Origin of the sequence: Luteimonas composti (genome assembly GCF_042678665.1) — a bacterium.
GTDB classification, from domain to species: Bacteria; Pseudomonadota; Gammaproteobacteria; order Xanthomonadales; family Xanthomonadaceae; genus Luteimonas; species Luteimonas composti.
Genome location: NZ_JBHTKU010000002.1, coordinates 820609 through 842744, shown reverse-complemented (window position 1 = coordinate 842744; position 22136 = coordinate 820609). Strand labels below are relative to the sequence as shown.

Below are 22136 nucleotides of genomic sequence, written 5' to 3'. Positions count from 1 at the left end.
GTTCCCTCGCGGCGGGCGGGAGGCCGCCGGCGTCAACGCTGGACCACGTCGAGGCGCGACAGTTCCCAGCCCAGCGGCGTTCCAGGTTCGAGCAGTTCGAATCCTTCCCAGAGGAAGCCCGGCGCGACCACGCAGGTCGCCAGCGCGTGGCGATCGAGCGCGCGCGCCGACTGCCAGACGCCTGCCGGGACGATGCAGGTCGTGGCCCGACCTTCTCCCGCCGCGCCCAGGACGTACTGCTCGATCGCCGCGTCGCCTTCCCGATGCAGCAGAAGTTGCAGCGGGCCGCCATCATCCCAGTGCCAGCATTCGTCCGCATCCACCCGGTGCCAGGCGCTGCGCTGCCCAGCCTCGAGCAGGTAGCGGATCGCGGTCATCGCCGGGCGGCGCCGGCCCTGGACCACCACTTCGAGGGGCGAGGCATGGATGCGCCGGTAGTACCCGCCTTCCGGATGCGGTTCCAGGCCGAGAGCATCGATCCAATGGCCTGCGCAATCGTCCATGGCCGCGAGTATCGGCGATGACGGCGCGCACGCCCACCCGCGCTCAGGAGCGCTTGCGGTCCCCGCGGTCGCCCTGCCCGGACTTCACGTCGGTCCTGGCCTTCTTGCGCACGTCCTGCGACAGGGAACGGCCGAGATCGTCGCTCTCCTTGAACCGCCCTTCCTCGTCGCGCCGCACGAGGCGCTTGTCGCCGTTGGGCGCGATCAGTTCGCGCTTGCCGCTGTGCTTGCTCGTTGCCATGACGGAACTCCATCGCGTTCGACGCGCACAAGCTACGTCGACGAAGCGGAGCGGCCCGTGAAACCGAGCCAGCCGTCCAACCGTCCTGCACCGCTGCGTCCGGCACCGCCACGTTGGTGGACACTGGCGGCCTTGGGCGAGGCAGGTGCAAGTCTCGCTGCCCCTCCGGACGATGGAATTCCAGCGCCGCGACAGCGTCCTGGGTGGACGGTCCTCCGCCGGCGTGGCGCCATGCAACGTACTACCCGCATGCCATGCAAGCGGTTTGCGGTGCGCAGTTACCGGGCGCGCATCGATATACGGCCGCGCTTCTGCCGGAAATCGATCGCGCCATCGATCCGAACGTACTGATGCCGTCGAACGCCTGGCACGCGGCTTCACCCCACAAGACGGTCTGGATCCGCGCCTCACTCGCGTCGCAGTTGCAGTTGCTAGGTTCGCGTTAAATCCCGCGGACAACGTCACAGAACAGCCGGAATCACTTCATCTTCACAAACCCAGCCTTATTCCAACGCTACCTGAAGGCAGGTCGGGGGCGCTTACCTAAAGGTCGCTATATTCCCCGGGTCCCAGACGAAGGAGCACTGAAATGTTCGAGAACAAGCGACATCTGCTGAAGGCCGGCACGCTTGCCGTGGCGATGGTTGCCGCTGCGGGTCTTTCCGGCTGCGCCACCTACGACGACGAGTTCGCCACCATCAACTCGCGCCTCGACCAGCTCGACACGCGCGTGCAGGGCGCGGCGCAGAGCGCCGAAGCGGCCAACCAGTCCGCCCAGCAGGCCAACCAGCGGCTCGACCAGATCGAAAGCCGCGTCCAGCAGCTCGAAGGCGCACCGCGCCGCGCGCCGCGAGGCTGATGGCGCGGCGTTGTCTGTAACGAAGCAAGACCGGGTGCCGGTGGCCTGTGTTGCAGGCCACCGGTGTCCCGCGGCGACCAGATCCGTCCAGAAGGAAAGCAGCATCGCAATGCCCACACGTCCGAGCTTCCGCGCCGCCTGCAGCGCACTGGTATGCGCGCTCGCGTTCGCAGGATCCGCCCTGGCCAGCCCCGCCGACGCCGCCTCCGGGCCGGTCGTCGCCGTGGACCAGCTTCCGCGCGGGCAGGAAGTATCCGAGACGGTGATCGAGCTCGCCGGCTGGGTGGTCGCGACCCAGGACAGCCAGGGCTATCCGTTCGCGATCATGGACAAGGACGCCGCGCAGATCCTGGTGTTCGGCGGCGATGGCCGCCTCCGTGGCGCCGCGCCGGGCCTGTTCGGCTCTGCGGTCGGCGACCACACCGCGCCGGGGGTCGCGGGCCTTGCGCTGCGCGAGATTCCCGGGCGCGACCGCACGACGCCCGCCGGCCGGTTCGTGGGCGGGTACGGCCCTTCCATCGACGCCGGCCGCGTGCTGTGGGTGGACTACGAGTCCGCGGTTTCGATGCATCCAACGGCGACCGGAGTACCGGCAGAGAAACGCCCCCAGCGCCTCGCATCGCCGACGCCGGACGACAACCGCGTCACCCACGGCTGCATCAACGTCTCGCCCGAGTTCTACGAACAGGTCGTCCGCCCGACCTTCGAGCGCGGCGGGGTGTTCTACGTGCTGCCGGACACCGATTCGCTGGAGGACACCTTCCCCGAATTCGTGCAGAGCCGGGAGACCGCGCAGCGCGGCGACACCAGGCGCGGGCGTTCTGCCGCCCGCTGAGCCGCGCTGACGCGGGCCCGAACGTCGCAGCGCTCCCGACCGGCGCCGGCACGGGGCGAGAGGCCGCGTTCGATGTCCCGCGACCGCGTCGAGCTGATTCGGTGGCGGTGCATCCAGGAGGCGATCCGCGCAGTTCGCCTGCAGCGCTCCGCCCATGGGTGGGCCCAGACGTCGCATACGAAAAAGCCCCGGGGTTCCGGGGCTCTGCGGGGTTCCGGGGAGAACCCGTGACGCTGAATTGGTCGGGGTAGCCGGATTCGAACTGACTACATCACCTTATGAATCAAAGAATTACGGAATGCAGCGGCTGACACCTTACGTAGCAGCCCAATGGCTAGCTGGCTCAATAGGTTGCCACCGCCGATCAGACCCCGCCCGTAACACTGTTCCGTATTCACCAAACATAGCACCGAATTCGCGCGATGTCGGGCTCCACGACGGGCTGGTTCGGCAGAAGTTTCGAGGCGTGTGATCCCGCGGATCGAGCGTTGCCCTCCGGCTTCCGTGGCCGTCAGTCCTGGGCGCTAGACGAAGCCATGCTCGACTGCCCGCTCCCAAGCTTCCTTCAGCTTCGTTAGGCGAAGCCCGCGCGGCCTGAACTCCGAAGTGATCGCGGCCCATCCGACCAGTTCCGCCTCACCTCCTGTCAGGACCTCCGCCGACTTGTTCCACTCGTGGAGCCGTTTCCAAGCCCCCGACTTCCAGAGCAGGGCCGACTTGCTGCGCCAATCTTCCCGCCGCCGAACCATCTGCTTCTCTGGTACCAGCGAGGCGCGGAACTCCGCTGACAACTGGACGGCGCTGTCCTCCACCCGCTCCCAACACGCCTCGCGCTTGACCCACTCGGTGATCAGGCGGTTGCGCACCTGCTCCTCAGGAATCTCCTGGAGCAGCGGCAAGACACGCTCTGCAATGCGCATGGCCTCCTGCATGAAGGGCTCCGGCGCGCGCTGAGCCCGCCATATCGCCTCATAGTTGGGCTGCAAGCCTTCGGCCCGCATCCGACTGCTCATCAAGGAAAGCGTGTAGGTGGTCAGCGGACGAAGGATGGACCCCGGATACCACTTCTGCGCCGGGATCGCGGCATCGACGGCACGGGTCAGGATCGCCCTGCCCACCAAACGCTGGTAGTAGGCGGAATCGAAGTCGGATGGATCAATGTTCCATGCCTTCTCGATGATCTTGCCAAACGCAGCAATGTTCTTCTGCGCACCCGAACTCACTTGGTGTGGCGCCCCCTCGAATGTCGTGTCGTAACGGGCGACATCGGTCTTGGTCAGCACCTGCTTCTTGGGGTTGAGCATCTGCCATGTCTTGGCTGCCAAGCCCGACTTCCGTCTGAGTTCGACCTTGTAGCTGCCGGTTGTCCGCTCGAAATACCAGTAGCTTGGCGCATCGCCAGGTTTGCCAGGCGGTGCGAGCGTCTCGCGCGAAATGCCCTCAAGCCTCTTGAAGTAGGCGTGCCCGGCAAACAAATCGGACGCCGAAACCGCGTTTTGGGCATTCGCATAGCGGGCGATATTTCGGACCGCATCCTCGAACCCCTCTTCCGGCAGGCGGGACAACTTCATTTGCACGCGGACCTTGGACAGGTCCAGCCCCGCCTTTCTGGCCCAATAGAGTGATGCGGTCGTCTGGCCACCGTTGACTATCTGAAGCCCTTTCACCTTGATGATCTCCGTATGCCCCATCTCATGGATGTCGGTGATCAGGCTGGAAACCGTGACGGTTAGACCGTTGTTGAAGGCGAAGAACATCTCCGGCTCCTTGCGCAGTGTCTCGCGGATGCCCTTGTTGACCTTTCGGTTGTCCCCCAGAAACGCACGCACGTTCTGCTCCAAAATGCGTCCGCCGAAGCGGTCATAGAGGTCAGCAAGGATCCTTCCAGGCATGACGCACATAAAGGAGTCGTAGCGTGAATCGCTATCCAAGTCCGCGGGCAAAGCTGGAATACCTTCCTCGTACTCGCTGAGGAAATCGATCACGATCTCCTCGCGGCCGCCAATCGAAGCCTCCACGCGAGCAAGCCGGGCGATGTCCCATATCTGGACCTGCACCTCCATGGCGCCAAGAGACACCTCAGGGATCCTCCCAAGCGAGGTGCTGATGGGCCGATCAGAGATGAGGTAGATGCAGGCCTTGGTCATCTCGTCGGATGACGCCAGCGAGAAGGTCTCGCGGGACAGCGCATGCGCGGGATGACTGTCATCCCACTGGTCCGCGATCGAGTCGTGGACACTTCCCTCAAGAAAGCGGTATCCGCCTTGGATCAGGCGCTTGACCTCGTCCGTCATCATCGGCGCCGGATCTTCAGCGCCGGAGAACTCGCACACGATGAAGTTCAGGACCCCATCACTGGGCGAATAGCTATAGGCGTCAATCTGGATATGCCCGCCCCTGCGGTTCTGACCATGTGCCCTGCACAGGTGGTATTCGATGAACTCCTCGCCTGATTCAAGAACCTGGCATGCGCGGTCAATGAACCTCGCACTGAGATAGTCCCCACCTGCAACAGCGTCTGCCCGGATCTCTCCGAGCAGGGCTTCGCGATAGCGTACAACTTCCTCGTCCATCAATCCCCCTTGGAAATCCGTCCACCCAGCACAGCTTCAATGTCCGTCCCGAAAGCGCCCAAGTGAGTCGCATCCAGGACGTATTGCACCTGGGGGATACGCGCATCCACATCTGTCCGGGTCAATCGGGGAAACCCGGCAAGCACGTCGAAGGCCATGATGCCCGCCACATTGTAGGCATCAACGTCGTAGGCTTCCTGCCGTATGTAGCCGCGCCTGAGCAGTGCTGCATGAAGCGCATCCTCCTCCGCAACCCCACAGTCCATCGCGGTGGACGCAAGGCGATCGCACAGGCCGTTGAGGGAGATTGCATCGCCCGCATCCGATAGAACCAGCTCGATAACCACCAGCGACAGCGGCAGATGGGCAGAGTCAAGCTGTTCGAGCGACGAGATCTGGACGTGCTGCCGCGCGCCGGCCACCCGGGTCTTGACCTCGATGATCCGGGTATCGAATGCAAAGTCTTGGGGGTGGTCGTCCGGCGCGACCCAGGACGTCAAGGCCGCACCGAAGCTACGCCGCGCGATCAGGCGTTCAAGAACATAAAGCTCGCCAATGAGCCCCCGGACCTCATGGGGCGGCATCGCGCTCGTGCGCGCGCGCGTCATCAAGGAATGCCAGTGTGAAAGGCGCCGGAACACGCTGGCGCTAGCGGTGGATCGCGACTTTTCGTTCCCTGACCAAGCGATCACGTCATTGCACAGTGTCAGGAACACATCACGATCATCCGGCTCACGGAGGAACATCCGCGCCTCGAAGCCATCCTGTCCCTCCTCGACCTCCAGCGAAAGTCCGCGGGGCTTCGGCAGGCGGTACGGAACGCGAGCTGGGTCAACTCCGCGAAAAAGCAGTCCGGGAGCTCCATCAGCGGCCTTGACCCAGTAGATATCGAGAGGATGTTCGGCTGCGACCCGTTGGCCTATCAACCGCTGCGTCACAGATCCAAGTTCGGACCAAGGATCGCTACTCATCCCCCGTGGCCTCGTCATCCTCATCCTCGGCCCCGCCATAGAGCTCGCGATAGGCGATCAGGTTGGCCGTATAGAGCACCAGGCTGTCCCTCTCGTTGGCTACCAGCCCAGGGAAGCTGAGCCCATAGGCGGCGTGGATATCGCCACGGACTTCCACGTCCTCACCATTCTCCGCCTTGACCTTCGTCTTTGTCTTCAGGAGGTGGAGCATCAACAGCGGGCGCGTCCGCTGCTCGCGAAAGACGTGATCAGGAATGCTCTTCTTCGACTCCCCATGGGTGGCCCGGGCCGCCGCAAGCTCTTCTTCGGTCAGGCCAATGCGCTCGACGCCACGGGACGCAACTCGGCGTTTTGTTCCGGACACGAGGAGCGCATTTGCGGAACGCGCATTGCTGCGCTTCTCGACGATGCGCTCCTGAAGACCGACCGCCAGCCCATGAACATCATTAACGTCATCGTCCACTGCCTTGGCGCGGGAACTCGACACAAGGACCACGTCCCACTCATCCAGAGTGCGATCCCGGATGTAGGTGGTCAGCGGCGCTGGCTGCATCTCGAGCTGACCAGGGTGCGTTCCAAACGACGAGATGAAATCGAGGACAGCATCTGCCCTCACCTTCCGGAAGAGATGGCTCGAAAGCTCACCCTCGGGATCCACCGCCTCGGGCTTTCCGTACGCCTTCAGCATTGTGTCAACGATCGTCCTGACCGCATCGATGTTGCGTTCCCGGGCCGTTTCCGAGTCGACGAGGACGGACGTCTCCACGAGCTTTCCGGCAAGGCCGACCTCACGGACCACCTGTTCCGTGTTGCGCATCTTATCGCGCGCCGTAACCATCAGTGTTCCGGGGTGGCTGCGCACGGCAAGCCCGAAGTCCATTGGGGTCAGACCATGGAGCTCCATTCGCTTGATTTCGTCGCGTAGCTCTTCGGTCGCGTCGGCGATGAACCCATACCAGTCGCTCGCCTCGGGACGGAGAAAGAGCCGGCACAAATCCTTGAAGCCGTCCCGGTATCCGAACCAGCGCCCCATCTGCAGGAGCGTGTCATACATCTGCGTGTTGCGAAGGAAGTAGCTGACGGTCAGCCCTTCCAGGGTAAAGCCACGCGACAGCGAGTTTCCGCCTACAGCAATGACGTTCAATCCGGTTTCGGCATGCGCACGGTAGTCCAGCTTTCCGGCCGCCTTCGATGCGTTGATCTGCACGACAGACATTCCGGCTGCGGCTTGGTGAAGCTGGGCTTGAATGGCTTCCCACGTTTCGTCGCCGCCCGCATAGTGCTTCCTCCATGTGTCATGGAGCGAACGCATTGTTGGATCGCCAAGCGCCGCCCCTGGGGGCATCGCGTGCCGGTTCTGAACGGCGGACTGCACTCCCACAAGATGCCGCGAGATTTCCTTCGCGACCTCGCCCTGTACCCGCGTGAATCGCGAGACGTTCACCAGCATCGAATGATGTCGGTTTCCCTGTCCACGCAGGATCCGGATGGCCTTGGATAGCACGAAGCAATCGATGGCTTCGACGAGGCTTGCATGCAGGCCATCGACGGGCCAATCGATCCTGTGCTTGACCGGCAGCCATTCCTCCGTTTCCGTCAGGTCGACTGTCAGGGTATCCGCATCGTCGGATAAGAAAAACTCATTGGCACCCACATAGTTAGATGGCGCATCGAGACCAACGATGAAGTCTCGCGGGAAAAGATCCTTGCCCTGATCCGAGTTCTCGGAGTCCGGATCGATGAAGATGTTGGCAAACGGAGTCGCCGTGTACCCAATGTAGGCGTTCCGGGTCGACAGGCTCAGCAGCTCGCGGATCAGCCGGTTGATCGTCCGCGGCGCATCGGGATCCTTCGAGGTGTCGACGGAGGCATTGTCGGCCTCATCGTCGATCACGAGCATGGGAAGGGTGAGTCCACCGTGCGACGCGCTGGTGCCCCTGATCCAGTCGATCACATTGTTGAGGATCGACGGGTTCTTCTTTACAACCAAGATGACCGGTTCTGCGCTGTTCTGCAAAGGATTGCCGAGGCTCTCTGCCTTGACACGGCTGAAATCGTGGGCCCGGCTGGTGTAAGCCGTGGCAGTAAAGGCTGGGTTTAGTTCGCCCACTCCCACCCGATCAACATTGGTCTGGCGGCTGAGGATCTGGTCGCTGTCCCGGCCAACGAAGCCGTGGTCTACGCGTTCTTGGGTCTGGGAGCGGAGATTGTTGTGGACACCTGCGATTAGGATGATGAGCCGATAACCGACGTCAGCAGCCTTGTTGATCACCCCGAGATAGTTGGCCGTCTTGCCGCTCTGAACATGCCCGACCACGAGCCCGCGTCGAGACCACTTTCCTTCGACCGTCGGGTCTCCTGCGAGATCGACAATCGTGTCGGTGACACTGGCAACCGCATTGACGACGTGCTCGGACATGCCTCCAGCAATCAGGTAGCTACGGTAACGCTGCCAATACCGGAAGCTGACCTCATGTGCCCGGCTGCGAAGCCACGGCTTGTGTCCACTCGCTTGAATGGTATGGGCCGGGCCAAGCACAACCTCGAACTCCCGTTCCAGCTGCCTCGCAGCCCCGACGATGTCCTCTTCGGTTGGCGTGGGATTGAGGAATGGAAGCGCCGCGAGGTCGCGAACGACTTCGAGGATCTGTGCGGGCGTCTGGGCCGCACGCTGGGCCATGGCCATGCGCGCTAAGCCGAGAAGTTGGTGGTGCGTCATCCGTAAATCCTCATTCCTGAATTCGACGCAGGCCTGAAAGCAGTGTGCGTGCGTGTGGCTGGCCTGCGAACACGGGCGTCGCCAGGATCTTCTCCGCTATGGCGACTGGCAGGGTGTCCCTTCCCGGAACCATGGCCTCGACAAACGCTGCGAGCATTTGCCTGAGCGCCTCGGTATCGACGTCGCCCTGCCGCACGCCCTTTGGGGTGGCAGCGATGTCCGAGAACAGCGTCTCGAGCGGAAGGGTCGCCTCGATGGCGAGCAGGACGGCCTCCGTCCCTCCCCGTGCGCCGGCAGCACGCCGGAGATCCTCGATGATCGGATGGTCCCTGCGGATCTCGTAGCGCAGCTTCCCGCGATCTTCCACTCGCTGCCAAAGCGACAGACCCGATGTGGCCGCCTGCCGCGTGCCTCGGTAGGTATACGGACGGCGGGCAGACTCCGTCATGCGTTCGACCAGTGGTCGCAGCCGGGTACTTACAATCGCAGGAACTCGCATCCGCGATTTCCGGACATCAATGCTCCACTCCGAGTCGAGCGCAGTCGGGACGTCAACCCGCACCCGCAGCAGCTTCGTGAGCTCGGCGCGTCGTGCCATGCCCAGCCAAGAGCCACCGGAAACCAACCTTCTGGCACGGTAGATATAAAGGCCCTGCGTCTCGATAAGGCTGGATCCGAGTTCCATTGCCTCAAGCTGGTCCGTTGTCAGCCGCTGATGATGTGGCAGGGTGAAGCCTTGGACGATGATCTCTCCAGTTCCGATGCTCAGGGTCTCGACCTCATGGGCATCTGAATGGGGAGTCATGCGCCGGGCGAAAGGGTCAACGGGTTCGACAGTTGCTCCATTGATGAGAATGGCGACTTCGGCAGGCGGATCGCCGGGATCAGGCGCAATGAAACGATGGAACGTCAGTGCAAGGTGAGCGCGGGCGCTGCTGAACATCTGGTTGAGCGCAGCATAGATCTCGTTCGCATCGTCGCTCAGCGCATCCAGGCGATCGAGCTTCTGCCAGAGAACCAGCGTGCCATTGGCACCGATCCGGTCCACCAGGGGAAGCCGGGAAATCTCGTGTTCGTCGAGGAGACGGAGGATCCATTCATCCTTCTCGACGACCAGATCCAAGTCCCAGCACCGCGCAGCGAGCTCTCCGCCCTTCCGCGAAACCACCGTAAGCCGCCGACATTGCGAGAAGGATGCAGTCTTCAGACCCAAGCCAAATCGCCCCAGATCACCCGCGTCCCGCACCTCACGGGGACTTCGGCTCCCATGCTGCATCGCTTGGGTGAGCTCTGCCGGAGCCATGCCCCAGCCGTTGTCGAGAATTCCCAGATATGGCCCTGCAACCGGATCGACATCGTTGACGATGTCGATCCGCGTCGCCTCGGCCGAGATGCTGTTGTCGACGATGTCTGCGAGCGCGCTCTCAAAGGAGTAGCCGATGTCTCGCATGGACTCCATCAAGCGCGCGGCGCTAGGCCTTAGCGTCTTGAACCTCGAATCTTCTTCCGTCATCCCCTGTCCCCTTGGCGCCCCCGCGCTGCGGCTGCGCCCCCCCCTGCGGAGGTCCCCAGCCCGCACTCCGTTTCACAATACCTGCTCAGATGGCCCTAGCCAATCTCGTGGCCTGAGATGGAAATCTTTGACAGTCATGGGCGCGCCTGCGATCCTGGCGCCCCCCTGACCGCACGTGCCGCCTCGATGTCTAAATCCTCCATCCCCGTGGTCGACATTTTCGCGGGCGCGGGCGGGCTCGGAGAGGGCTTTGAGGCGCTGGGAGGGGGCAATCGGTTCCATGTGGCCCTCTCGGCGGAGATGGATCGCCACGCCGTCCAGACCCTACGCACCCGCGCCTTCTTCCGCAGCTTCCCGAACGGTGAAGCACCGCGAAGCTACTACCAATATCTCCGCGGTGAGCGCAGCGCCCCATGGACGGATGACACCAGGAAGATGTGGGACGCCGCGGCGCACCGTGCCTGCCAGCTGGAACTCGGACGGATCGACCATGACAGATACCTTGATGAACGGATCGCCGCAATCGCAGAGGATGCAAAGCGGCGTCAGCGCCCTTGGGTACTCGTAGGTGGCCCGCCCTGCCAGGCGTTCTCGCTCGTTGGCCGTGCCCGCAATCGCGGTATTGCGGACTATGTGCCTGAGAACGACGGGCGCCACTTCCTCTATCAGCACTACCTCCACATTCTGGCGAGGCACAAGCCGGCGGCATTTGTCCTGGAGAACGTCAAGGGGATGCTGTCTTCCCAAGTTGGCGGCGCCCACATCTTCAAGGCCATTTTCGACCAGCTCCACCTTCCGGGTGGCGCAAACGGCCCCCGCTACCGCATCGAGCCGCTCGTTAAGCCAACAGGCTCAGGATGGCAACCCAAGGACTTCATCGTGCGCGGCGAGCGCCTCGGCCTCCCACAGACGCGGCATCGCGTGATCCTGATCGGCGTCCGCAGTGACGTCCCGAGCATCACGCCCTTGGCTGATGACCACGAGCCGGTACACCTCTCGCAAATGCTGCGCGGGGTTCCCGAACTCCGTAGCAGCTCAACCACCGAGAAGATTGACTCATGGCCCAGGTTTGCGGCACGTTGCCTTGCCCAGTGCAGTGACTACGCCAAGGATGTGGACACGGCCACGGCCAAGCATCTGAAATCTCTGGTCCCCCAAGTTCGGGACGGCTTGGACCTCGGCACCGGGGGGCGGTGGATGGAATGGTTTGAGGCGCCGCGTTATCCCAAGCATCTCCATGCACTAATGCGCGATCCCAAGGTCGATGGCATGGTCCAACACGAGACGCGACCACACATGACGCGGGACCTGTTGCGTTACGCGTATGCAGCTGCGTTCGCGCAGGTGCACGATCGCTCACCGCGTGGCGCGCAGGAGTTTCCCGCGGATCTCCATCCGAAGCACCGCAGTTGGGCCAGCGCCAAGGCCTTTGTCGACCGCTTCAAGGTGCAGCGCAGCGAGGCGCCATCATCCACAATCACGAGCCATCTCGCGAAAGATGGGCACTACTTCATTCATCCGGACCCGACACAGATGCGGAGCCTCACCGTGCGTGAGGCTGGAAGGCTCCAGACCTTCCCGGACAACTTTTTGTTCGAGGGCCCGGCCGGTGCGCAGCGTAGACAGGTTGGAAACGCAGTGCCCCCATGGCTTGGCCATCAAGTGGCCAGCGTGTTGAGCAACGTGCTGAGCTGATCACGCTGGCTGCCCGATCTCGGTCGACTCCTCGTCCGAGCCAATGAATTGCGCTAAATCTGCGATCGCCTGACGCGGATCCCGACGCAGGGCGCACTCCCAGACCACAGCGACCCGCCAGCCGCAAGCCCGTAGTGCCTCAATAGCTGCCGCGTCTCGCCGGATGTTGCCGGCGATCTTCTCTGTCCAGAATTCGGTCCGGGTCTTGGGGATGCGGTAGTAAGGGCACCCCGCATGGCCATGCCAAAAACAACCGTGAACGAATACGGCCGTGCTCCATTTGGGCAGGACGAGATCCGGCCTCCCCGGCAGTCCCCTACGGTGCAGGACAAAGCGGAAGCCCAAAGCGTGAAGGCCAGAGCGCACGAGGCGCTCGGGCTTCGTGTTGGTTCCCCGGATACCGGACATCATCCGGGACCTGGTTTCGGAGCTGATCTTCTCGGGCATGTGGCGATTATCCGGGCTTCGGGCGAGGGCCATGTGCTTGCCACAGGTCGCTCCTAGCCAGAGAGACCGCTGCTCGCATGCCCTCTATAAGGTCAGACCGGAAGCCCTCCGACTTCGGCGTCATGGGATGTGGGTGGTGCCGGCCTTCCTAGGGCTTCGTCCCGATGGTCTCGCCGAGCAAATCCAGATCTGGCGGCTTGAGAACTCGGCAGCCTGATCACTGCCTGCCAGGGGCGCTCTGTGCACCCCAACAGCAGCGACCGACCACGGTCACGGACCGGCTTCTGAGTCTGCTTCGACAGGATCGGACTTCGCGGTGACCCTCGAAGAACGTTTTGCCGGCGCCTAGGGTGCCTACGGCTGGATCTGGCCCAGCTCTTCCAGTGGCTAGGCATCTGTGGCGAGAGCGCTATTAGCCCTTACAGCAACACCTGTCTTCAGAGCTATGGGGTACGCGCCATGTAGCTCATGCGTTTTCCTAGATGTTTCCATGCGCTACATCAGTCTCATCGCACATCAGGGTCCTGCATGCGCTCTAGTTTTGCCCGGCCCTGCAGACCCTGTGAGAACAACGAAACACCCGTCTAAAATATGAATACTTCAATGATTTCAAGGAGTTAAACATGACGACTAGCCAAGACGTCGCCGACTACCTGACCACCCTGATCAAGCGATCCGGCAAGACGCAAGCACTGATCGCAAGGGAGTGCGGCTTTGCGACCGCCAACATGATCACGATGCTTAAGAAGAACCAGTCCAAGATTCCGCTCGGCCGAGTGCCTGCGCTCGCCAAGTCTCTGGGAGTGGACCCGGGCGAGATGCTCAACCACTGTCTGCAGGCTTACGAGCCCGAACTGTACCGTGTCCTTGCGGGGATTTTGCCCGCAATGCTGATCTCCCAGAAGGAGTTCAAAATCATCCAGGCGCTGCGTATTGCCTCGAAGTCCGGTGCGTTCTCAACCTGACCTTCTGCATGCTGGAAGGTCGTTAGCTTTAAATAAGAAAACCTGTCGAGAGGAGGCAAACAGTCCCCTTACCCCAACTAAGAGGCTTGGAGGCTGCCGCTCCTACACGAACCTGTCGCGAGGAACTCCACTTCAACACGCACAATCTTGTCGCGGTATCGAGACGAAGGGGTCAGGCTGACTCGATATGCTCATCGGACGCCGCTGCGTGGCTTTCGCACAGTGCGGGTGCTCCGGTCCGAACTCTTCTAGAGCGGGCTACAAGACAGCGCGAACATATGGAGGCCGATAACGCTGTCAGGGTCTACCAGGAAGCCCATGGGCTGTGGCTAGGGGCTCAATCGGCCCTAGACTTGCGTTGGTCTGGGAGTTCGTGTCGAGTGGGGCGTCTGCCTACGCCCGTCTAGCTATACAGCTAGGTATACGAGTACCCCGATTGCATCCCGGGCCAACTGACATCGCAGTAGTCAGTGCCCGCTTATTATCGCCGAATGCACTCAGGCGTTCAAGCCGAAGGCGATCGTTGAGCGGCTCTCGCGACGGGCACATGCTGATGCAAGGTCGCCGATGCTAAGCATCAGGGCCAGCGCGCAAGTGTTGTCAAACTTGACCAGCACCGCGGCCTCTGCGGGTGGTAGCTCGCGCCCAGAAGCTGCCTGGGCACATCCGAACTGCTCAGCTAGCCGCTCAACGCCCGCCGCTCGGGCGGGGCCAGCGGCCCATATAGGGCCACGCACGCAGGAGGTGGCACGCCGACGCTCGGCCCGGCAGCTGCGGCCTATGCCTTCAGCAACTCAAAGTCGACCGACGGGTACGCTGCCTTGCTGATCAGCGCGTGCCCCTGCTTCACCGAAAGATCGACCTCGCGACCATAGTGGCTGGTCATCCTTGCCACGTTGACGTCGTGGCCAAGGAGCCGCCCGATGTCGAAGTCCTGCACGCCGCCCCGGCGAAGGGCGTCAGTCAGCGTGTGGCGCCACCTGTGGGTACCGCCCAGGTCACTACCCTTGACCCTAATGCGCGCTAAGAACTTGCGGAACCACTTACCGGCGTGGGTCGAGTGCCTGCCGTCCGCGTCCAAGGGTACCTGGTAGAAGATGTCCCGCTGACTGGCAGCTGCGGCGCTCTGGACGAATCCCACGAGGCCAAGCTCCAACAATTGCGGATGGACCGGAAGTTCCCTACGAGACGACGCGTTCTTGAGCGACTGCCCTACCCCTTCATCGGTAAAGTCAAAGATCCAAACTCCGTCCACCTGCCGGACGTCCTGCACGCGAAGCTGTACAACCTCATTTAGCCGCGCTCCCGTGAACGCCAGAATCATCGGCAGCCAGAACCTCCAATCGCGAACACGGTACCTTCCGGGTTCGAGCTGGTTCTTCTCGGATTCGCAGCCCACGAAGGCACGGGCGTTCAGGATGGCAGCCACCTGGGCGTCGGTGAAGGGCTCCATCCGAGCTGAGTCGGTGCGGGGCGGCAAGCTGACCCTGAAGTTGCTCGCGTCAACGCCGTCGACGTTCTCTTCCAGCCAAGTGCCGAACGCTGAGATCGTGCTCAGCTTGTTCCGAATGGACGCTGCCTTGAGGGTGGGATGCCCGTCTTTCTTATTCCGCTCAACGGCTTTCGCCGGGGACAGGCCGGGATACAGCTTCTCCATGCGCGCCGGAAGATAGCTGAGCAGATTCTTGTACGCCATCAGGTCTGCCTTGCGGTATTCCGTAACCGGCTTGTCTCCCGCGCTTTGGGAGAGCTGGCGAATAGTCGCCCAGCGGTCCTTCAGGCCGCTCTTACCGAGGTTGGGATGTCGTTCGGCGAGGTACAGGCCGAAGTAGTACCTAATCCCCTCCGCCCGCTTCGAAGCAACCCTGTCCCGGCAGGTGTCGGCACGCCCGGAAATCGGGACAACCACATCATCATCCGGGCTGTACTCGCCCCGATCCCTAGCGGCGGCTGTGCCCAGAACACCCAGCCAGGTTTTCAACAGGTGCCGCCCAAACGTCCTGTAGGCGGAGTCCCCACGGTTGATCCGCCAGCCGTGCCTGCGTGCTGCGTCGCTGATAGCCCAGTCCACCAGATGGAACTCGTTGTCGACCAGAGACTGGCGCAAGGCATCCGCCAGGTGCCCACGTCGTTCCGTCGCTGTCTCGGCAGTCTGCGCCATTGCTTCCACCCGGACGTAATCGCTGTTCGCGAGCGCCTGCAATTGCGTCCATTGAGGGTTGGCGTCCAGTTGGGAGCGCACAAGCTCGGCTCGGCGCAAGATCTCGCTGCGCGAGGGACGGTGCAGCCGCTCCCTCTCATCCGCGACAAGCTCGTCGGCCCTGAATTCGAACGCTGCAGCCTGCAGGTCCTGATCAGATGGAGCAGTCAGGGCGCGCCCCCCGGCAGCGCGAAGACTTGCCTCCTCTTCCTTGAACTCGCGGCGGATCCGGACAATCTCTTCCGAAGAGCGGTCGCGTGCCACTCCCAGGTCCTTGGTGCGGAGGCTACGCAGGACCTCGCGGCTCCCTCGGTGCCCCGCCCGGTCCTGCCGCAGATCCTGGAGCGTGGTAGGGGTGGCCACCCGGACGTAGTAGGTGGCCCCGCGCCGCAAAAGGTTGGTTGTCACGCCGATTCTCCTCTGCTCGTCGAACGGAGCGCCGTTGCAGCACTCCGTAACACTCAGACGTAGCAGTCCAGAACCGTTCCCGAAGTCGCATCTAGGTTGAAGGTGACCCCGCCCCTAGAAAACCCTTTCGGATCAACTAGTTGGCGGGACTGGCAGTCTCCTGCCACCTTCAGTATAGAAACGAACAACACAAAAATTGGTCGGGGTAGCCGGATTCGAACCGACGACCACTTGTCCCCCAGACAAGTGCGCTACCAGGCTGCGCTATACCCCGGTTGGGTGGCGATTATACGCGACACGGCGGACAAGGGGTCTGAATCCGTACCCCGATCCGGGCGGCGTGAGGCTTCAGCGCTTGAGCAGCGCCAGGATCTCCTCCAGTTCCATGCGCACCTGGCGCACGATCTGGCTGCTCATCGCCGATTCCTGCTTCGCGCCCTCGCCTTCCAGGCGCAGGCGCGCGCCGCCGATCGTGTAGCCCTGCTCGTAGAGCAGGCCGCGGATCTGGCGCACCATCAGCACGTCGTGGCGCTGGTAATAGCGGCGGTTGCCGCGGCGCTTGACCGGCTTGAGGCTGGGGAACTCGGTCTCCCAGTAGCGCAGCACGTGCGGCTTGACGTCGCACAGCTCGCTGACCTCGCCAATGGTGAAGTAGCGCTTGGCCGGGATCGGCGGAAGTTCGCGGTTGCTGCCCGGATCAAGCATCGCGCGGCCCGGTGTAGGTTTCGACGCGTTCCTTGAGCTTCTGGCCCGGACGGAAGGTGACCACGGTGCGCGCGGAGATCGGGATCTCCTCGCCGGTCTTGGGGTTGCGGCCGGGGCGCTCGTTCTTGCGGCGCAGGTCGAAATTGCCGAAACCCGACAGCTTCACCTGGCGCCCCTGCTCGAGGCCCTCACGCAACACGCCGAAGAACGCGTCGACGAATTCCTTCGCCTCGCGCTTGTTGAGCCCGACTTCCTCGTAGAGCTTTTCGGCCATTTCCGCCTTCGTCAACGCCACGCCTTTCCCCCGGGTACTACGTCAGCCTCTGATCCTGGCGCCATGCTCCTGCTGCAGCGCGGCGATGACCGCAGCCACCACGACATCCACGTCGCTCTCGGTGAGAGTGCGCGAATTGTCTTGAAGAATCAAGCCGGTTGCGAGACTTCTGAATCCTGGATCGACCCCTTTTCCGACATAACGGTCGAACAACCGCAGTTCGGCCAGCAGCGGGCCGGCGGCCTGTCGGATGCTGGCTTCCAGCGCCGCCCAGGGCACGCCCTCCGGCGCGACGAAGGCCAGGTCGCGACGCACCGACGGGAAGCGAGAGAGCGCGGCGGCCCGCGGCACGCTGCGGCGGCGCAGCGGCTCCAGGTCGAGCTCGAAGGCCAGCAGCGTGCCCTCCAGGTCCAGCGAGCGCACCAGCCGCGGATGCAGTTCGCCGATCCAGCCCAGCGTCACCGGGCCCTCGCCATCCACGCGTACGACCTCGGCGCTGCGGCCCGGATGGCCGTGCGGCGCGCTGGCGGGACGGAACTCCAGGCGGGCGCCGGCACAGGCGGCCAGGCTCTCGAGATCGCCCTTGAGGTCGTGGAAATCTGCCGGACGCGCACTGGCGCCCCACTGCTCGGCCTGGGCGCCGCCCTGGATCACCGCGGCCAGGCGCGCGGTCTCCACCGGGGCCTCGCCCTGCGCGGCCAGGTCGAAGACCTTGCCCAGCTCGAACAGCCGGACGCGCGACTGCTGGCGCGCCAGGTTGCGCGCCGCCGCGGCCACCAGGCCGGGCAGCAGCCGCGTGCGCATCACGCCCAGCTCGGCGCTGAGCGGGTTGGCCAGGGCCACGCCGCCGGCATCGGCCTGCCAGGCCTGCAGCAGCGACTGGTCGACGAAGGCGAAGTTCACCGCCTCGAAGTAGCCGCGCGCCACCATCTGCGCGCGCAGCTCGTCCTCGCCCACGCGCGTCTCGCTGGGCACGGCGATGCGCGACGCGCCGCCGGGCAGCGTGGTCGGGATCGCGTCGTAGCCGTGGATGCGCGCGACCTCCTCGATCAGGTCCTCCTCGATGGCGATGTCGAAACGGCGGCTGGGCGGCAGCACGCGCCAGCCCGCATCGGTGGCCGAGACCTCCATGCCCAGCGCGCGGAGGATCCGCGCCACCTCCGCGTCCGGCACCCCCAGGCCCAGCACCCGCGCCAGGCGCGCGCGGCGCAGCGCGATCGGCTGCGGCTGCGGCAGGTGCGCCTCCAGCGACGCCTCGACCACCGGGCCGGGCTGGCCGCCGGCGGCGTCGAGCACCAGGCGCGTGGCCAGTTCGATCGCGGCGCGCGGCAATGCCGGATCGACGCCGCGCTCGAAGCGGTGCGCGGCGTCGGTATGCATGCCCAGGCGCCGGCTGCGGCCGATGATCGCCGCCGGCGCGAAGTGCGCCGATTCCAGGAACACGTTGCGGGTGGCGTCGGTGACCCGGGTATCGAATCCACCCATCACGCCCGCCAGCGCGACCACGCGGTCGGCGTCGGTGATCGCGAGGAACTCGTCGTCCAGCGCGACGTCGCGCCCGTCGAGCAGCTTCAGCGTTTCGCCCGCGCGCGCGCGGCGCACGCCCACCGGTCCATGCAGCAGGTCGCGGTCGAAGGCGTGCATGGGCTGGCCCAGCTCGAGCATCACGTACTGGGTGACGTCCACCAGCAGGCTCACCGGGCGCACGCCGCTGCGGCGCAGGCGCTCGGCCATCCAGACCGGCGTGGGCGTCGCGGCGTCCACGCCCTCGATCACGCGGCCGAGGTAGCGCGGCGCGTCGGCGCCGGCATGGAGCTCCACCGGCAGCGCGGCCTCGATCACCGCCGGCACCGGCGAAGCCTCGAACGGCGTCACTTCGCCCCCGGTGGCGGCCGCCACGTCGAAGGCGATGCCACGCACGCTGAAGCAGTCGGCGCGGTTGGGCGTGAGCTTGATCTCGATGCTGGCGTCGGGAAGGCCCAGGTACCCGGCCAGCGGGGCGCCGACCGGCGCGTCGCCGGGCAGTTCCAGCAGGCCCGAGGCATCGGCATCGATGCCCAGCTCCTTCGCGGAGCACAGCATGCCGTTGGACTCGACCCCGCGCAGCTTGGCGGCCTTGATCGTGAGCTCGCCGATCCGGGTGCCGATGGTGGCCAGCGGCGCGACCAGGCCAGCGCGCGCGTTCGGCGCGCCGCACACGATCTGCAACGGCTCCCCCTGACCGGCGTCGACCTGGCACACCTGCAGGCGGTCGGCCTCGGGATGCCGCTCGGCCGAGACGATGCGCGCCACCACCACGCCGTCGAGCGCCTCGCCCAGCGGCGCCACGTCTTCGACCTCGAGGCCGATCGCGGTCAGGACCTCGGCCAGTCGCTCGCGCGTGGCGTCGGTGGGCACGTGCTGGCGCAGCCAGTTTTCGCTGAATTTCATGGATTGAAATCCGTGATTCGTGATTGGTGATACGTGATTCGAAACAGCACCAGCGGGCGACCGGAGACCGCGACGGCAATCCGCTTCTGCGAATCACCAATCAAGAATCGGTCACATCCCTCAGGCGAACTGCCTGAGGAACCGCAGGTCGTTGTCGAAGAACGCGCGCAGGTCGTCGACGCCGTAGCGCAGCATCGCCAGGCGCTCGACGCCCATGCCGAAGGCGAAGCCGGTGTAGCGCTCCGGATCGATGCCGACCGCGCGCAGCACGTTCGGATGCACCATGCCGCAGCCCAGCACTTCCAGCCAGCGGGTGCTGCCGTCCGGGCGCTGCCAGGCGATGTCGACCTCGGCGCCGGGCTCCACGAACGGGAAGTAGCTCGGGCGGAAGCGCATCTCGAAGTCGCGCTCGAAGAAGGCGCGCACGAACTCGGCCAGGGTGCCCTTGAGGTCGGCGAAGGTGGAGTGCTCGTCCACCAGCAGACCCTCGCACTGGTGGAACATCGGCGAGTGGGTCTGGTCCGAATCGGAGCGGTACACCTTGCCCAGCGCGATCATGCGCAGCGGCGGCGCGTGCTGGCCCATGTAGCGCACCTGCACGCCCGAGGTGTGGGTGCGCAGCAGGCGGCCATCGCCGAAGTAGAAGGTGTCGTGCATCGCGCGCGCCGGATGGTGCGGCGGAAAGTTCAGCGCCTCGAAGTTGTGCCAGTCGTCCTCGATCTCGGGGCCGTCGGCCAGGTCGTAGCCCAGGCGGCCGAAGATGTCGGCCATGCGCTGCATGGTGCGGCTGACCGGATGCACGCCGCCGCGGCCGCCATCGCGCCCCGGCAGGGTCACGTCGATGGACTCGCCGGCCAGGCGCGCGTCGAGTTCGGCGTCTTCCAGCGCGGCCTTGCGCGCCGACAGGGCCTGACCGACCGCGTCGCGGACGCGGTTGATCGCCTCGCCCGTGGCCTTGCGCTGGTCGGGCGGCAGCGCGCCCAGCGACTTGAGCTGCGAGGTGATGCTGCCGCTCTTGCCCAGCAGGGCGACGCGCAGCGCTTCGATCGCCTCGGCGGTGGGAGCCGCGGCGATGTCGGCCAGCGCCTGGCGGGACAGTGATTCGATGTCGCTCATCGAAAGCTTCCTATGGTCCGGAGCCGGTCCGGGATGGTGCCGCCTCGCGCCGGACGCGCCTCGCCGCCCTGGGGGAGGAGGCTTGCCCGGGAAGAACGGACCCCTGAAAAAACGAATGGGGAAGGACTTGCGCCCTTCCCCATGCGTGTACCCAGCTTGTCTCCCGGCAACCGCCCGCGCATGCGCCGGCGGCTGCGACGGGACACGTGCATTACGCCGCGAGCGCGCCCTTCGCCTTCTCGGTCAGGGCCGTAAACCCGGCCGCGTCGTGCACGGCGATGTCCGCCAGCACCTTGCGGTCCAGGGTGATGCCGGCCTTGAGCAGGCCGTTCATGAAGCGGCTGTAGCTCATGCCGTTGAGGCGGGCGGCAGCGTTGATGCGCGCGATCCACAGGGTGCGGAAATTGCGCTTCTTCTGCTTGCGGCCGATGTACGCGTACTGCTCGGCCTTGATGACGGCCTGCTTGGCGACGCGGAAGACCTTGCGGCGGGCGTTGTAATAGCCCTTCGCGCGGCCGATGACCTTCTTGTGACGGCGGCGCGCCTGCACGCCACGCTTGACTCGTGCCATTGTTCAGCCCTCCTCAGAGATACGGAAGCATGCGGTCCAGACGGCCCGCGTCCTCGGCACGAACATGGTTCGTCTGCCGCAGGTTGCGCTTCCGCTTGGTCGCCTTCTTGGTGAGGATGTGGCTGGTGTTGGCGTGGCCGGCCTTGTACTTGCCGGAAGCGGTCTTCCGGAAGCGCTTGGCCGCGCCGCGATGCGTCTTGATCTTGATCTTAGACATTGCGGGTCCTGGGGTCGTTTCTAGTACTGGCCCGGGCGGCGCCCGCATCCGCGGGCACGCTTTCCATCCTGCCTGGCCGGTTTGTAAGCCGCTGATCCCGCAGGGAATCAGGGCAGGTCCAAAGTGGTGCGTACAGCCTCCGGACGAACCGGAGCCGGGCATTATGCCCGCTGGGGGTTTCCAGCGCAATCCGGGCGTCTTTGCCTCCGATGCAGTGGAAGCAGGCACAGCGCCGCGGAGACGACGCCGCTCCCGCAAAAGCGAAGCGCGCCTGGCGGCGCGCTCCACCCTTCACCCTCCCCCGTAACGGGCAGAGGGGAACGGGTCGCCTCACGCTTCGGCGCGTGAGCTCACTTCTTCTTGGGCGCGATCATCATTACCATCTGCCGCCCCTCCAGGCGCGGGCGCGATTCGATGACGATGTCCTCGCCGAGGTCGGCCTCGATCCGCGCGGCCATCTCGCGGCCGAGCTCCTGGTGGCTCATCTCGCGGCCACGGAAGCGGATGTTGACCTTGATCTTGTCCCCTTCCTCGAGGAACTCGCGCATCTTGCGCAGCTTGATCTGGTAGTCGCCCTCGTCGGTGACGGGGCGGAACTTCACTTCCTTGATCTCGACCTGCTTGGACTTCTTCTTGGCCTCGTTGGCCTTCTTCTGCATCTCGAACTTGAACTTGCCGAAGTCCATGATCTTGCAGACCGGCGGATCCGCGTTGGGCTGGATCTCGACCAGGTCGAGGCCTTCATCCTCGGCCATCTTCAAGGCTTCGTCGCGCGACAACACGCCGACCATCTCGCCGTCGGACCCGATCACGCGCACGCGCGGCACGCGGATCTCGTTGTTGCGTCGATTCTGCTTGTCCTGGGTGCTAATACTGCGTCTCCGGAAAGGGGAA

Annotated in this window: 19 protein-coding genes and 1 tRNA gene; 4 read left to right on the top strand and 16 right to left on the bottom strand. The window is 64.4% G+C overall.

Annotation, left to right across the window (positions count from 1 at the left end):
* Positions 1–32 precede the first annotated feature (32 nt).
* Both ACFQ2D_RS08540 and ACFQ2D_RS08535 read right to left on the bottom strand, forming a co-directional pair.
* Complete coding sequence (locus ACFQ2D_RS08540; RefSeq protein ID WP_280942344.1) at positions 33–503, bottom strand: cupin domain-containing protein; 471 nt, start codon at positions 501–503, stop codon at positions 33–35.
* A 43-nt stretch (positions 504–546) separates the two neighbouring features.
* On the bottom strand, positions 547–744 hold the full coding sequence (locus ACFQ2D_RS08535) for a hypothetical protein (protein WP_280942345.1): 198 nt from the start codon (positions 742–744) through the stop codon (positions 547–549).
* A gap of 589 nt (positions 745–1333) precedes the next feature.
* Between ACFQ2D_RS08535 and ACFQ2D_RS08530 the strand changes: the two genes are divergently transcribed.
* Together ACFQ2D_RS08530 and ACFQ2D_RS08525 are read left to right on the top strand one after the other, a co-directional pair.
* Positions 1334–1603 carry a hypothetical protein gene (locus ACFQ2D_RS08530; RefSeq protein WP_280942346.1) on the top strand — a complete coding sequence of 90 codons (270 nt, stop codon included), beginning with the start codon at positions 1334–1336 and terminating at the stop codon, positions 1601–1603.
* Between the two features lie 148 nt (positions 1604–1751).
* Positions 1752–2438 carry a hypothetical protein gene (locus ACFQ2D_RS08525; RefSeq protein WP_280942370.1) on the top strand — a complete coding sequence of 229 codons (687 nt, stop codon included), beginning with the start codon at positions 1752–1754 and terminating at the stop codon, positions 2436–2438.
* Between the two features lie 524 nt (positions 2439–2962).
* On the opposite strand, the gene ACFQ2D_RS08520 is transcribed toward ACFQ2D_RS08525, so the two are convergent.
* The 4 genes from ACFQ2D_RS08520 to ACFQ2D_RS08505 are packed head-to-tail and all read right to left on the bottom strand — an operon-like array spanning position 2963 to position 10151.
* The gene (locus tag ACFQ2D_RS08520) at positions 2963–5011 is read right to left on the bottom strand and encodes an AIPR family protein (RefSeq protein WP_280942347.1); all 2049 of its coding nucleotides are present in this window, start codon (positions 5009–5011) and stop codon (positions 2963–2965) included.
* Positions 5011–5982 (bottom strand): PD-(D/E)XK motif protein, encoded by a 972-nt coding sequence (locus ACFQ2D_RS08515; RefSeq protein WP_280942348.1) that lies wholly within the window; start codon positions 5980–5982, stop codon positions 5011–5013. Before ACFQ2D_RS08515 ends, ACFQ2D_RS08520 begins: the two co-directional genes overlap by 1 nt.
* Positions 5975–8701, bottom strand: coding sequence for a Z1 domain-containing protein (locus tag ACFQ2D_RS08510; protein WP_280942349.1), 2727 nt, complete (start codon positions 8699–8701; stop codon positions 5975–5977). The genes ACFQ2D_RS08515 and ACFQ2D_RS08510 overlap by 8 nt, the downstream gene beginning before the upstream one ends.
* A gap of 10 nt (positions 8702–8711) precedes the next feature.
* Complete coding sequence (locus ACFQ2D_RS08505; protein ID WP_280942350.1) at positions 8712–10151, bottom strand: ATP-binding protein; 1440 nt, start codon at positions 10149–10151, stop codon at positions 8712–8714.
* A 180-nt stretch (positions 10152–10331) separates the two neighbouring features.
* Between ACFQ2D_RS08505 and ACFQ2D_RS08500 the strand changes: the two genes are divergently transcribed.
* On the top strand, positions 10332–11909 hold the full coding sequence (locus ACFQ2D_RS08500) for a DNA cytosine methyltransferase (protein WP_280942351.1): 1578 nt from the start codon (positions 10332–10334) through the stop codon (positions 11907–11909).
* Here ACFQ2D_RS08500 and ACFQ2D_RS08495 read toward each other — a convergent pair whose 3' ends face one another.
* Positions 11910–12356, bottom strand: a complete 447-nt coding sequence (locus tag ACFQ2D_RS08495) for a very short patch repair endonuclease (protein WP_280942352.1) — start codon at positions 12354–12356, stop codon at positions 11910–11912.
* Positions 12357–12979: 623 nt separating this feature from the next.
* Between ACFQ2D_RS08495 and ACFQ2D_RS08490 the strand changes: the two genes are divergently transcribed.
* On the top strand, positions 12980–13321 hold the full coding sequence (locus ACFQ2D_RS08490) for a hypothetical protein (RefSeq protein WP_280942353.1): 342 nt from the start codon (positions 12980–12982) through the stop codon (positions 13319–13321).
* Positions 13322–14099: 778 nt separating this feature from the next.
* Here ACFQ2D_RS08490 and ACFQ2D_RS08485 read toward each other — a convergent pair.
* The 9 genes from ACFQ2D_RS08485 to infC form a co-directional block, all read right to left on the bottom strand.
* Entirely contained in the window at positions 14100–15929 is a 1830-nt protein-coding gene (locus tag ACFQ2D_RS08485) for a site-specific integrase (RefSeq protein ID WP_280942354.1), read from the bottom strand.
* A 197-nt stretch (positions 15930–16126) separates the two neighbouring features.
* Positions 16127–16203 (bottom strand) — tRNA-Pro (locus ACFQ2D_RS08480).
* Between the two features lie 74 nt (positions 16204–16277).
* Complete coding sequence (locus ACFQ2D_RS08475; RefSeq protein ID WP_280942355.1) at positions 16278–16634, bottom strand: MerR family transcriptional regulator; 357 nt, start codon at positions 16632–16634, stop codon at positions 16278–16280.
* Complete coding sequence (locus tag ACFQ2D_RS08470) at positions 16627–16929, bottom strand: integration host factor subunit alpha (RefSeq protein WP_280942356.1); 303 nt, start codon at positions 16927–16929, stop codon at positions 16627–16629. Before ACFQ2D_RS08470 ends, ACFQ2D_RS08475 begins: the two co-directional genes overlap by 8 nt.
* 21 nt (positions 16930–16950) lie before the next feature.
* Positions 16951–19338, bottom strand: a complete 2388-nt coding sequence (gene pheT, locus ACFQ2D_RS08465) for a phenylalanine--tRNA ligase subunit beta (protein WP_280942357.1) — start codon at positions 19336–19338, stop codon at positions 16951–16953.
* A 120-nt stretch (positions 19339–19458) separates the two neighbouring features.
* Entirely contained in the window at positions 19459–20454 is a 996-nt protein-coding gene (gene pheS / locus ACFQ2D_RS08460) for a phenylalanine--tRNA ligase subunit alpha (protein ID WP_280942358.1), read from the bottom strand.
* A 211-nt stretch (positions 20455–20665) separates the two neighbouring features.
* Positions 20666–21025, bottom strand: a complete 360-nt coding sequence (gene rplT / locus ACFQ2D_RS08455; RefSeq protein WP_280942359.1) for a 50S ribosomal protein L20 — start codon at positions 21023–21025, stop codon at positions 20666–20668.
* A gap of 13 nt (positions 21026–21038) precedes the next feature.
* Complete coding sequence (gene rpmI, locus ACFQ2D_RS08450) at positions 21039–21242, bottom strand: 50S ribosomal protein L35 (protein WP_280942360.1); 204 nt, start codon at positions 21240–21242, stop codon at positions 21039–21041.
* A 350-nt stretch (positions 21243–21592) separates the two neighbouring features.
* A complete protein-coding gene (infC, locus tag ACFQ2D_RS08445; protein ID WP_280942371.1) occupies positions 21593–22114 on the bottom strand; it encodes a translation initiation factor IF-3 in 522 nt (173 codons plus the stop codon).
* Between the last annotated feature and the right edge of the window lie 22 nt (positions 22115–22136).